The 12,904-nt window shown below is 71.6% G+C and carries 10 protein-coding genes; 6 read left to right on the forward strand and 4 right to left on the reverse strand.

Going from position 1 to position 12,904, the window contains the following annotated elements; genetic code table 11:
• Positions 1 to 6: 6 nt before the first annotated feature.
• From LUU90_RS00750 to gndA, 4 genes are all read right to left on the reverse strand, one after another.
• A complete protein-coding gene (locus LUU90_RS00750; RefSeq protein WP_275001278.1) occupies positions 7 to 468 on the reverse strand; it encodes a DUF805 domain-containing protein in 462 nt (153 codons plus the stop codon).
• A gap of 142 nt (positions 469 to 610) precedes the next feature.
• Positions 611 to 1,045: a DUF805 domain-containing protein gene (locus tag LUU90_RS00755; protein WP_275001279.1), complete on the reverse strand. Its 435-nt coding sequence runs from the start codon at positions 1,043 to 1,045 to the stop codon at positions 611 to 613.
• 241 nt (positions 1,046 to 1,286) lie between these two features.
• On the reverse strand, positions 1,287 to 2,591 hold the full coding sequence (locus tag LUU90_RS00760; protein ID WP_275001280.1) for a carboxylate--amine ligase: 1,305 nt from the start codon (positions 2,589 to 2,591) through the stop codon (positions 1,287 to 1,289).
• Complete coding sequence (gene gndA / locus LUU90_RS00765) at positions 2,588 to 4,036, reverse strand: NADP-dependent phosphogluconate dehydrogenase (RefSeq protein WP_275001281.1); 1,449 nt, start codon at positions 4,034 to 4,036, stop codon at positions 2,588 to 2,590. The genes LUU90_RS00760 and gndA overlap by 4 nt, the downstream gene beginning before the upstream one ends.
• Before the next feature lie 183 nt (positions 4,037 to 4,219).
• Here gndA and LUU90_RS00770 point away from each other — a divergent pair, with 183 nt between their 5' ends.
• The 6 genes from LUU90_RS00770 to LUU90_RS00795 all read left to right on the forward strand — a co-directional run bounded on the left by LUU90_RS00770 (position 4,220) and on the right by LUU90_RS00795 (position 12,860).
• The gene (locus tag LUU90_RS00770) at positions 4,220 to 4,888 is read left to right on the forward strand and encodes a DUF3000 domain-containing protein (protein ID WP_275001282.1); all 669 of its coding nucleotides are present in this window, start codon (positions 4,220 to 4,222) and stop codon (positions 4,886 to 4,888) included.
• Entirely contained in the window at positions 4,885 to 6,150 is a 1,266-nt protein-coding gene (locus LUU90_RS00775) for a ribonuclease D (RefSeq protein ID WP_275001284.1), read from the forward strand. Before LUU90_RS00770 ends, LUU90_RS00775 begins: the two co-directional genes overlap by 4 nt.
• A 33-nt stretch (positions 6,151 to 6,183) precedes the next feature.
• Positions 6,184 to 7,239, forward strand: coding sequence for a lipid II:glycine glycyltransferase FemX (locus tag LUU90_RS00780; RefSeq protein ID WP_275001285.1), 1,056 nt, complete (start codon positions 6,184 to 6,186; stop codon positions 7,237 to 7,239).
• A 340-nt stretch (positions 7,240 to 7,579) separates the two neighbouring features.
• Positions 7,580 to 8,830 carry a thiolase family protein gene (locus LUU90_RS00785; protein WP_275001286.1) on the forward strand — a complete coding sequence of 417 codons (1,251 nt, stop codon included), beginning with the start codon at positions 7,580 to 7,582 and terminating at the stop codon, positions 8,828 to 8,830.
• Positions 8,831 to 8,833: 3 nt separating this feature from the next.
• On the forward strand, positions 8,834 to 10,972 hold the full coding sequence (locus tag LUU90_RS00790; RefSeq protein WP_275001288.1) for a 3-hydroxyacyl-CoA dehydrogenase NAD-binding domain-containing protein: 2,139 nt from the start codon (positions 8,834 to 8,836) through the stop codon (positions 10,970 to 10,972).
• A 106-nt stretch (positions 10,973 to 11,078) separates the two neighbouring features.
• Complete coding sequence (locus LUU90_RS00795) at positions 11,079 to 12,860, forward strand: NAD-binding protein (RefSeq protein WP_275001289.1); 1,782 nt, start codon at positions 11,079 to 11,081, stop codon at positions 12,858 to 12,860.
• Positions 12,861 to 12,904 lie beyond the last annotated feature (44 nt).

Here is a 12,904-nt window from a genome sequence, read left to right on the forward strand (position 1 = left end):
GCTAGGTCAGGCGGCAGCCGGCTGCTCCGCGGCCTTGGGGTCCGGGCCGTACTGGTTCGGTCCGGGGGTGCCGTTGGCCGCCGTGAAGACGATCAGGATGATCTGGCCGACGAAGACGATCAGGTGGAGGAGGACCCAGAAACCGGACTTGCCGGTGTCGTGCAGGCGACGCACGGTGACACCGAGGGTCGGCAGGAGCAGCGCCAGGCCGACGAGCGACACGATGATGTAGCCGGTCGTCAGGGATCCGGGCATGGCAGGCATCGGCGCCGCGGCGTCGCCGGCCAGCACGTACTCCGAGGTGGCCGCGGAGTACTCGGCGAGGCCGGGGGCCACCAGCGCCACGTAGAGCACCGTGTAGACGATCCCGTACGCCAGCATGTACCACCAGAACTCGGAGCGACGGGCGCGTCCGTTGAAGACCGCGTACTTGGACAGCACGGTCTTGATCGACTCGATGAACGACATCGGGGGAAAACCTCTCTCACGTGTTATGCCAGAAACCTCCGGCAAGTGCGCACACATTGTTCCCATCCCTCGAACAGAGCACAAGGGTGGGCGCGGGTTAGAACTCACCGCCGTTGTGTGCATCCCCCGACGACGCGGTCCGTCAGTAGTACGCCACGGGCTGCGGGGGCAGCGCCTGTGCCCTGGGGTCCGGCCCGAACCGGTTGGGGCCGTTCTCGCCGGGCAGTGCGAGCAGCACGATCACGATGATGCCGCCGACGAACGGGACGAGGTTCAGCAGGTAGAACCAGCCGGACCTGCCGGTGTCGTGCAGGCGGCGGATCGCCGCGGAGATCAGGGGCACGAACGTCGCGAACGCGACGATCGCCCAGAGGGACATGCCGATGGTGCCGAGCACGCCCGGTTCCTCGGTGACCGGATCCATGGTGACCAGGGCCGGGATGATCAGCGTCGCGAAGATGACCGCGTACACGGCCATGACCGCGAGATACCAGAACCAGTACTCGGCGGGCCGGGCGCGCCCGCTGAAGACGCCGTACTTGCGCAGGCAGGTACGGACGGACTCGAAGAACGACATGTGTTGGATGTTTCCCTTGTGTCTTGTCGGCCGGCGTCTGCCGACTGACGTCGTGCCGACAGGTGTCTTGCGTGTCGGTGCGCGCACAGTTTCTCGGCAGGCCACGCCGCGGACAAGGCGCTGACCTGGGCAGAAGTACCCATGGACGCCATGGACGCCATGGACGGAGCACGCCGACATGCCGGACGCCCAGGCCGCCGGAGCGACCTGGGCGTCGGGTACGTCGACGGACCTGTCCGGGTCAGTAGCCCGTGGCCGTCGGCTCCGGGTAGTACTGCGCGTACTTGCGGCGGTAGTTCTGCGTGATCGCCTCGACGATGAGCCGGCGCTTGAGGCCGGAGTCGCCGTCGTACTTCAGCGGGTTGACCACGTCGCCGCTCGCCTTGAGGGCCTTGAGCCGGGTCTTGAGCTCCGGGTCCAGGACGTACTTGGACAGCAGGCCGAACGGCACCACCGTGTACAGCACGTCGCGGACCGCTCGCACCGGGCGGATCGGCCGGTGCAGCACCCAGTCCTCCACGAGCACGCGGGCCACGTTGGCCCCGCCCGCGGTGACGTAGTAGTTGTTGCGCCCGATCCGTGTGTTCGCCTCGAAGTACACGTGCTGCCCCGTACGCGGGTCCAGCTTGTAGTCGAAGTTGGCGAACCCCACGTAGCCGGTCGCGTCGAGGAACCGGGTGGCCGCCTCCATCGCGTCGTCGTACGCCTCCACCAGGATCGCGGCGGGGATGCCCAGCGTGCCCGGCGTGTGCTCCTCCAGGAGCACCCGCCCGGTGGCCAGGAGCGTCACCTCGCCCGACGTGTCGCGGTAGGCGGTCAGGGACCGCATCTGCGTCTCGTCGCCCGGGATGAACTCCTGCACGAGGAACGTGCCGGGGAACTTCGCGTCGGCCAGGTGGCCCAGCAGCTCGTCCAGCTCCGCGCGCGAGTCGATGTGGTGGATCTTCGCCTTGCCGGGGAAGTCCACGTAGTACCACTCGGCACTGTTGGACGGCTTGCCGACCACCGGGTACTGCAGGTCCACCTCGAGACCGGGCACCGCCGCACGCCCGCCGTCGGCCACCAGCTTGGCGATGTCGACCGCCACCGTGCGCGGCGTCGGGATGCCGAGCTGGTCGCACACCTCCGCGAAGCCCTCCTTGCTGCTGACCTGCTCCAGCACGGGCAGCGACGGGTACGGCAGCACGTAGCCCGCCGCCTCCAGCCGCTCCCGGTTCAGGATGACGGTGCGCACGTGCCAGTCCGCGTTCGTCAGCAGGATCAGGACCTTGTCCCGGTGCTGCTGCGCGATGCCCTCGAGGGTGGAGAGGAACACGTCCACCTCGTCCAGGCCGGGCACCACCACGTTCTCGGCGATCGCCGAGTCCTGCATGGCGCGGGTGGCCACCTTCGACAGCACCACGGCGGGAGTGCGGTACTGCTCGTGGAACGCCCGCACCAGGGCGTACATCCCGACGTCGCCGCCGATCCCCACCACCATCATGTCCGGGACGGGAACCTCCCCGCCACCGTCAGCCGGCCCCTTGTCCGCGGGGAGACCCCTCACGCCTCAGCCTCCGTGCGGTCCCCGGACCACTCGGTGTGGAACGTGCCCTCGCGGTCGACGCGCTTGTAGGTGTGCGCGCCGAAGAAGTCGCGCTGGGCCTGCACCAGGGCAGCGGGCAGCCGCTCGGCGCGGACGCCGTCGTAGTACGCCAGCGACGACGAGAACGCCGGCGCGGGCACGCCGTTCTGGGCGGCACCGGCGACGATGCGGCGCCACGCGGGCAGGCCGCTCGCGACGGCGTCGGTGAAGTACGGGTCCGCCAGCAGCAGGGGAAGGTCGCCGTCGCGCTCGTAGGCCTCGGTGATCCGGTCCAGGAACCGGGCACGGATGATGCAGCCACCGCGCCAGATGCGGGCCATCGCGCCGCGGTCGATGTCCCAGCCGTACTCGGTGGCGGCAGCGGCGATCTGGTCGAAGCCCTGCGAGTAGGCGACGACCTTCGAGGCGTACAGGGCCAGGCGGACGTCCTCGATGAATGCGGTACGGGACGCGTCGTCCTTCGAGACCTCCCACTCCTGCGCGTGCGCGGGCAGGACCGCGCGTCCCGCCGCCCGCTGCGGCACCGAGCCGGACAGCGAGCGGGCGAACGTGGCCTCCGCGATCCCGGTGATGGGCACGCCCACGTCCAGACCGTTCTGCACGGTCCAGCGGCCGGTGCCCTTCTGCTCCGCCTGGTCCAGCACGATGTCGACGAACGCCTTGCCGGTCTCGGCGTCGACGTGCTGCAGCACGTCGGCGGTGATCTCGATGAGGAACGACTCCAGGTCGCCCGTGTTCCACTGCGCGAAGATCTCGCCGATCTCTGCCGCTGTGGCACCCAGCCCCTGGCGCAGCAGGTCGTACGCCTCGGCGATGAGCTGCATGTCGGCGTACTCGATGCCGTTGTGCACCATCTTCACGAAGTGACCGGCGCCGTCGGAGCCCACGTACGTGCAGCACGGGACGCCGTCCACCTTCGCGGAGATGTCCTCCAGGATCGGGCCGAGCGACTCGTACGACTCGGGCGTGCCGCCCGGCATGATCGACGGGCCGTTCAGCGCGCCCTCCTCGCCGCCGGACACACCGGTACCCACGAAGTGCAGGCCGTGCTCCTTGAGGGCCGCCTCACGCCGGATCGTGTCCGGGAAGTGCGCGTTGCCGGCGTCGACCACGATGTCGCCCTCCTCCAGGAGGGGGATCAGCTCGTCGATGACGGCGTCCGTGGGACCGCCGGCCTTGACCATGATGACAACCTTGCGCGGCCGCTCGAGCGACGCGACGAAGTCGGCCATCGTCTCGCTCGGGATGAACTCACCGTCGCTGCCGTGCTCCGCGACCAGCGACTCGGTCTTGGCGTAGGAACGGTTGTGGACCGCCACCGTGTAGCCGTGACGTGCGAAGTTCCGCGCGAGGTTGCGACCCATCACCGCCAGCCCGGTGACGCCGATCTGTGCTGTGCCTGACACGTTCTTGCTCCTTAAGAAGTGGGTACGGGCCGGCGTACGCGTTTCGGCGCGCCGTGACCCTCGGTCAGCCTAGTCGGCCGAGGTCGGGACGGTGCGGCGCCGTCCGCCGGGCGAGCAGATCACGATCCGGCGACAGCCGCGCGCCTCCGCATGGAGACCGCCGTGCGGACGTACCGTGAAGTGGTGACCAGCGGCCCGCCCACCGGCGTCCCCGTCGACTTCGCAGCAGCCCTCGCCGACCTGCGGCGTCAGGCTCTGCGTGCCGAGGTGCGCCTCACCGAGATCCCGGCCCCGCGCCGCGTGGCGCCGTACAGCGTGGCGCTCTCGGGCGACGTGCTGCCCGGCACGCCACCCGGGCCGGCCGGCCGGGACCGCCCCGACGACCACGATCACGCCGAGGAACCGCTCGCCACCGGCCGCTTCGTCGTGCTGCACGACCCGGACGGCCAGGAGGCCTGGCACGGCACCTTCCGCGTGGTGACCCTGGTCCGGGCCACGCTCGAGCCCGAGATGGCCGCCGACCCCATGCTGGCCGACGTCGCCTGGTCCTGGGTGGGCGAGTGCCTCGAGTCCGCGGGGCTCGTCCGCGGTACGGACACCGTCGCCGACGGCGGCACGGTCACCCGGGTGCTGTCGCAGAGCTACGGCGCGCTGGACGGCACGCCCGACGCGGTCGACCTCGAGATCCGCGCGTCGTGGACGCCGCTCGACACCCAGCTGGGCACCCACCTGCGCGCGTGGGCCACGCTGCTCACCATGGCCGCCGGCGTGCCTCCGCTGCCCGAGGGTGTCGCGGCGCTCACCAGGCGGTTTACCGACCGATCCAGGCAACGCCATACGGTAGGTCCATGACCACCACGGAGCGAGGAGTCCCTGCGGAGACATCGACGCCCGTGCCGGCACCCGTCACCCCACTGACCGAGCCCGCTGACGGGCTGCCCGACGTCGTGGCCACCGAGGGTGCTTTCGCACGAGTCGTCGAGGCGTTCGCTGCAGGCTCCGGGCCGGTAGCGGCCGACGCCGAACGCGCCTCCGGCTACCGCTACGGGCAGGCCACCTACCTGGTCCAGGTACGGCGGGCGGGCGCGGGTACGGCACTGATCGACCCCATCGGCGTCCCGGACCTCTCGCCGCTCGGCGCGGCCGTCGGTGACGCCGAGTTCGTGCTGCACGCCGCCTCCCAGGACCTGCCGGGATTCGCCGAGCACGGCCTGCGTCCCGCGCGCGTCTTCGACACCGAGCTGGCCGCAAGGCTGCTCGGCATGGAACGCGTGGGGCTCGCCGCCGTCGTGGCCGAGGTGCTCGGGCTGGGCCTGGCGAAGGAGCACTCCGCGGTCGACTGGTCCACCCGCCCGCTGCCCGAGGACTGGTTGCGGTACGCCGCGCTCGACGTCGAGGTGCTCGTCGAGCTGCGCGACCGCCTCGCGGAGCGGCTCGAGGCCGCCGGCAAGTCCGAGTGGGCGGCGCAGGAGTTCGAGGCGGTGCGCACCGCCGCCCCGCCGGCGCCGCGGGTCGACCCGTGGCGCCGCACGTCCGGCATGCACGTGCTGCGCAACCCCCGCCAGGTCGCCGCCGTCCGGGCGATGTGGATCGCCCGGGACGCGAGCGCCCAGGCGCGCGACATCTCACCGGGCCGGGTGCTGCCCGACCGGGCGATCGTCGCGGCGGCGAAGGCCATGCCGAAGACGGCAGGCCAGCTCGTCGCCCTGCCCGAGTTCGCGGGCAAGGGCACCAAGCGTCGGGCCGCGTACTGGCAGAAGGCGATCGACGAGGCGCGCGCCCTGCCCGAGGCCGAGCTGCCGTCCGTGCGCGGTCCGCGCACCGACGGCCCGCCGCCGCCGCGCACCTGGGGCGACCGCGACCCCACGGCCGCCCGGCGCCTCACGGCGGCCCGCGAGCTCGTGACGGCGCTCTCCGCGGAGCTGAACGTCCCGGTCGAGAACCTGCTGCAGCCCGACGCGCTGCGCCGCCTGTGCTGGTCGCCGCCGGCCCCGGCCGACGCGGCGGCCATCACCGAGTTCCTGCGGGGTCGCGGCGCCCGGCAGTGGCAGGTGAAGCTGCTGGCGGGCGGCCTGGAGCGGGCGTTCGCCGAGGCGGCACGCGAACAGGTGTGAAAGCGGCACCCCGACCCCAGTAGAGTCGTCCCCATGCCAGCCCTGTCGGAGCCCATCACGCTCGCCGTCGACGTAGTCACCGAACCTTCGACCTGGGACCGCGAGGTTCTCGCCCTGGGCGGACACCCGCTCCAGCTGTGGGGATGGGGCGAGGTCAAGGCCGCGGGCAACTGGCGCGCACACCGTCTGCGCGTGACCGAGGACGGCACGACCGTCGGCCTGGCACAGCTGCTCGTGCGGCCGCTGCCCGCCCAGTTCCGGGCGCTGTCGTACGTGCCGCGCGGACCGGTCGTGGCGCACCACGACGGCGAGACCGCGCAGGCGGTCTTCGGGGTCGGCGACTCCGCGACCCGCAACGCCGTGACGAACACCGTCGTGGAGTGGGCGCGCGAGAACGTGGGCGGCGTCGGCATCACCATCGAGCCGGACTGGCCGGCCGGCACCCAGCTGGACCTGGCCGGGCGGCGGTACGCGCCGAACCAGATCCTGATCCCCAGCACGCTGATCCTCGACCTCACCAAGTCGGGTGACGAGCTGCTGGCGGACATGCGCAAGTCCACGCGGTACGAGATCCGCAAGGGTGCGCGGTCCGGCCTGGACATCCGCCGGGTGACGGAGGAGCAGGAGGTGCTGCGGGTGCTGGACGTCTACAAGGAGACCGCCCAGCGCGCCGGCTTCGCCATCCACTCCGACGAGTACTACCTGGACATCCACCGCTCGCTCGGCGACAAGTCGGTGCTGGTGGCCACCTACGTCGACGACGTACCCGCCTGCTTCGCGTGGTGCGTCAACTCGGCCAGCACGTCGTTCCTTCTGTACGGCGGCGGCAACGACGCCGGCCGCAAGGCCACGGCGACCGCGCCGACCTACTGGCGCACCATCGAGATCGCCCGGGAGCAGGGCCTCGTACGGTACGACATGAACGGCCTGCTCAACGACGGCATCAGCGACTTCAAGAAGAGCTTCGCGAAGCACACGGACGAGCTGGTGGGCTCGATCGACGTCGCGTTCTCCCGCTGGTACAACACCTGGAACACCGCCCTGCCGACGGCGAAGAAGGTAGTCCGCAAGCTCCGCGGCAACGGCTGACCCCGCGGCACACACAGAGCCCGCCCTACCCAGCGTTTGGGCCCGGACCCCGCACGATTCCGGGCCCGATCGCTGGGTAGGGCGGGCTCTGTGCGCGTGCGCCGCCGAGTTCGCGTACCCAGCGATTTCGCCCGTGGCCGCGCCGATTCCGGGCCGGATCGCTGGGTAGGACGGTCGTTCAGCACCCTGCCCACGGAGTGCGAGACTGCGTTCCAGGAGCACCCAGACCGGGTATCAGTTCGTGCGTGCTTTTTACCGGTACTCGCGGTAGCGTGTATCTCGATCCAGCGGCGTCGCTCACCGGACGTCGCCGTCCCGAAAACCCCCAGGAGTTCTGCTGATGACCGCAGCCCCGGAATCACCGCGTGCCCGCCGTGCGGTACGCGACGTCGTCTTCGTCGACGGCGCCCGCACGCCCTTCGGCAAGGCCAAGCCCGACGGCCTGTACGCAGAGACGCGTGCCGACGACCTGATCGTGAAGGTGGTGCGCGAGCTGCTCCGGCGCCACCCCGAGCTCCCCCCGGAGCGGATCGACGAGGTGGCCATCGCCGCCACCACCCAGCAGGGCGACCAGGGGCTCACGCTCGGCCGCACGGTAGGCATGCTCGCCGGTCTCCCCCAGTCCGTGCCGGGCTACGCCATCGACCGCATGTGCGCCGGGGCCATGACCGCCGCGACGACCACGGCCGCCGGCATCGCCATGGGCGCCGCCGACGTCGTGATCGCGGGCGGCGTGGAGCACATGGGCCGCCACCCGATGGGCTTCGACGCGGACGTGAACCCTCGGTTCGTGGCCGAGAAGCTCGTGGACCCGCAGTCCCTGAACATGGGCGTCACCGCGGAGAACCTGCACGACAAGTTCCCGCAGCTCACCAAGGAGCGCGCCGACCGCTTCGCCGTCGAGTCGCAGGCCAAGTACGCCAAGGCGCTGGCCAACGGCAACATCGACCCCGACCTCGTGCCGGTGGCGGTCCGCTCCTCCGAGCAGGGCTGGGGCCTGGCCACCACCGACGAGCTGCCCCGTCCCGAGACCACCTTCGAGTCCATCCAGGGCCTCAAGACGCCGTTCCGCGCGGGCGGCCGGGTCACCCCCGCGACGTCCTCGCCGCTGACGGACGGCGCGACCGGCGCCATCCTCGCGGCCGGCGACGTCGTCGCCGAGCTGGGCCTGCCCGCGAAGATGCGCCTGGTGTCCTACGGCTACGCCGGCGTGCCGCCCGAGATCATGGGCTACGGCCCCGTGCCCTCCACCGAGAAGGCACTCAGGGCGGCGGGCCTGACGATCGAGGACATCGGCCTGTTCGAGCTGAACGAGGCGTTCGCCGTGCAGGTCCTGTCGTTCCTGGACCACTACGGCATCGCCGACGACGACCCGCGCGTCAACCCGTACGGCGGCGCCATCGCCATGGGCCACCCGCTGGCCAGCTCCGGGGTGCGCCTGATGACGCAGCTCGCCCGGCAGTTCGAGCAGCACCCCGAGGTCCGGTACGGGCTCACCGCCATGTGCGTGGGCCTGGGCCAGGGCGGCAGCGTCATCTGGGAGAACCCCCACCACGCCGACTACTCCGGCCACACGGACGAGGAGAACTGACCAGTGTCTGAGACCCCTTCGACGACCTCCGGCACCCCCACGGAGCGCGTCACCCACTCCCTGGTCCGCGACGTCGACCTGCCCGGCGGCGCCGGCGTCCTCGCGCTGGTCACGCTCGACAACTGGCTCGACCACACCAAGCCGAACACCTTCGGGCCCGCCGGCATGGCCGAGCTCAAGGCAGCGCTCGAGGTCGTCCGCACCCGTGCGGAGGCCGGCGAGATCGCCGCCGTCGGAGTCACCGGCAAGCCCTACTTCGTCGCCGCCGGCGCCGACCTCAAGGGCATCACCGCCGTGCACGGCCACGACGAGGCGCTCGAGCTGGGCCGCATGGGCCACGCCGCCTACACGATCCTCGGCGACCTGCGCGCCGCCACGGGTGTGCCGACCTTCGCGTTCGTGAACGGCCTCGCCCTGGGCGGCGGCCTCGAGGTCGCGCTCAACTGCGACTACCGCACGGTGGCGTCCGACGCCGCGGCGCTCGGCCTGCCCGAGACCGGCATCGGCCTCATCCCCGGCTGGGGCGGCGCCTACCTCGTGCCGCGCCTGGTCGGCGTCGAGAAGGCGATCGAGGTCATCCTCACGCGGCCGGCGGCGAACAAGCCGTACAAGCCCGCCGAGGCGCTGCAGATCGGCCTGGTCGACGAGCTGTTCGAGGCCGCCGACTTCCTGGAGCAGTCCATCATCTGGGCGGCCAAGGTGGTCACCGGTGAGATCGAGGTGCCCCGCCGCGAGCTCGACCCGCAGCCCGTGTGGGACGCCGTCGTCGCTGCGACGAAGGAGCGGCTCGACGCCGTCGTCGGCACCTCGCGTCCCGCCCCGCACCGCGCGCTGGAACTCATCGCCGGCGCCCGAAACGCGACCAAGGCGGACGCGTTCGCCGCGGAGGACCAGGCCCTCGCGGACCTGATCATGTCCGACGAGATGCGCGCCAGCATCTACGCGTTCAACCTCGTCGGCGGTGGCAAGAAGCCGCAGGGCGCCCCCGACCCGGCCCTCGCCCGGCCGGTCACCAAGGTCGGTGTCGTCGGGGCCGGCCTGATGGCCGCCCAGATGGCGTTCCTCTTCGCGCAGCGCCTCGGCGTCCCCGTCGTCATGCGCGACCTGGACCAGGAGCGCGTGGACAAGGGCCTGGCGTTCGTCCGCGAGACCGCGGAGAAGCTCGCCGGCCGTGGACGCCTCTCCCCCGGCGCCGCGACCCGCATCGTGTCGTCGGTGTCCGGGACCACCGACATCAACGAGTTCGCCTCGTGCGACTTCGTGATCGAGGCCGTCACCGAGGTCATGGGCCTCAAGAAGAAGGTGTTCGCCGAGCTCGAGGGGGTCATCGCACCCGAGACGATCCTGGCGACCAACACCTCGGCCCTGTCCGTCACCGAGATGGCGGCGGACCTGGCGCACCCCGAGCGCGTGGTCGGCATCCACTTCTTCAACCCGGTGGCCCAGATGCCGCTGGTCGAGGTGATCAACGCCGAGCGGACCTCCGACGAGGCCCTCGCCACGGCGTTCGCCATCACGAAGAAGCTTCGCAAGACGGCGATCATGTCGGCCGATCGCCCCGGCTTCATCGTGAACCGCCTCCTGCTGCTCGTGATGGGCCAGGTCCTCGCCGCCATCGAGAACGGGACGCCCGTCGAGGTGGCCGACCGGGCGCTCGCGCCCCTCGGCTTCCCGATGCCGACCTTCGAGCTGACGAACCTGGTGGGGCCGGCAGTGGCGCACCACGTGCTCACCTCGCTGCGCGAGGACCTCGGCGACCGCATCCCGGAGTCGCCGGGCCTGGCCAAGATCGTCGAGGACGGCGTCCGCGTGGTGCTCGACGCGCCCGCCAAGGGCCTGCCCAAGCCGGTGGACCCGGCCATCCAGGAGGTCTTCGGCCCCGCCCGTCCGGGCGAGCCCGGCGTGCTCGACGCCGCGGGTGTGCTCGACGCGGTGCTCACGGCACTGACGACCGAGATCGGCCTCATGCTGGACGAGGGTGTCGTGCCCGGACCCCAGCAGATCGACCTCGCGATGATCCTGGGCGCCGGCTGGGGCTTCCACACGGGCGGCATCACGCCGTACCTCGACCGCACCGGCTACAGCGAGAAGGTCCTGGGCAAGCGGTTCCTGCCCGACGGCGTGGCGAACGTCCCCGCCTGATCCCGGGACCGAGCCGGTAGCGTCCGGCGGCTTCACCCGGACCCTCCGACGACGAGCGCACACGACGTGCCCTCGTTGTCGGAGGGTCCCGCTACGCTCTGCGAACATGACAGACGCCGGGCATCCGGGCACGCACGCGCACTACGTCGTCGTCGGCGACAACCCCCTCGCCTACCGCCTGACGCGGGCGCTCAGCACGCGGTTCAAGGGCACCGTGACGGTCATCGTGCCGGACAGCACGTCCCGGTACGCGCAGGAGATGCGGGCGATCGACCTGGACCGGATCACCCTCCTCGAGGCGGAGCGCATCGACGAGGAGGTCCTCGCGGACGCGGGAGCGGGCCACGCGTCCGCCGCCGCGCTCGTGCACCAGGACGACGGCGGCAACGTCGCCCTCGCGCTGCTGCTGCGCGAGGCCTGGCCCGAGCTGCACGTCGTGGTCCGGATCTTCGACGAGTCGCTCGGCCGGCACCTGGAGCGCGACCGCTGCACCGTGCTGTCCGCGTCCGCGTTCGCGGCGCCCGAGATCGTCGGCGCCGCGCTGCGGCGCCTCATCCGCCTCCCGGTGAAGCATCGCCGCCTCGTCGCCGTCGTGGACGGCGAGACGTCGCTGCCCACTCGCATGGTGCTGTTCGCGACCGCCGCGGACGGCACCGTCACGGCGCTGCCGAGCGCCGAGGCGCTGAAGGACCTCACGCCGAAGGTCCATCTGGCGGACGCCGCCGAGGAGGACGTGCTGCCGGAGGTCAAGGCTGACCTCGAACCCGACGAGGACGAGGTGGACCCGCACCGGCGGCGGCGGTTCGGCGAGTACGTCCGCACCCTCGCGATCACCTCGGGGTGGAACCTGCTGCTCGCGGCCGGTGTCCTGCTCGTGGTCGTGCTCGTCGGCGCACTCACGATCATGCTCGCCACCGGCTCGTCCTGGGCCGGCGCGCTGTACGAGGCGGTGCTGCCGTCCCTGGCCGGCAGCGACCCCGACCACGACGCGAACCCGGTCGTCAAGGTCACCCAGGTGGCCCTGACGGTCGTGAGCGTCGCGGTCATCCCGTGGGTCACCGGTGTGGTGGTCGACGGCGTGGTGCGCACCCAGCGCCTCCTCGACGCCGGTTCCCCGCTGCACCCGATGGCGGACCACGTGGTGGTCGTCGGCCTCGGTGATCTCGGCACCCGCATCGTGCGGTCCCTGGACCGGCGCGGGGTGCCGGTGGTCGCCGTCGACGTCGACGAGTCCGCCCGCGGTATCGCCGTCGCGCGGGCCCGCGACGTCCCCGTGGTGATCGGCGACGCCCGCCGTGCGGCGATCCTGCGCGCCGCCTACGTCGACACGGCCCAGGCGATCGTGGTGGTCACGAGCGGCGGGGCGACGACCATCGGCGTCGGCTTCGCCGCCCGCAGCATCCCCCGGTCCAAGGACGCGACCCGCCAGCTCCGGACCGTGCTCCGGGTCTTCGACAAGGACCTGTCGCGGCGCATCCGGCGCGAGATCCCCGACTCGGTCGGGCTCAGCTCCTCGTTCCTCGCGGCGCCGTCGTTCGCCGCGGCGATGATCGGCCAGGAGGTCAAGGCCACGGTGCCCTACCTGGACCGGGTGCTGGTGGTCGCCGAGATCATGATCATGGAGGGCAGCGAGCTCGCCACCATGCACCCGAGCGCCATCGACTTCGACGGCACGGAGGAGGACGGCGACGACGTGAAGAGCCGGCTGCTGGCGATCCGCACCAAGAACCTCGGGGGCGGCGGGGGCGGCCGCACCATCGAGCCGTCGGAGGGCTGGTACCTGACCGGCGGGACGACGATCGTCGTCGTCGCGACCACCGCCGGGCTACGGCGGCTGCGGGCGCTGGCGCGTACCCCGGCCCCGGGGAGCGAACCACCACTGGTCTGAACAACTGACCCGGGACCGGCCCGTTCGGCGGTCCACCGGGCGCA

It is taken from the genome of Promicromonospora iranensis, from assembly GCF_028994775.1.
GTDB classification, from domain to species: Bacteria; Actinomycetota; Actinomycetes; order Actinomycetales; family Cellulomonadaceae; genus Promicromonospora; species Promicromonospora iranensis_A.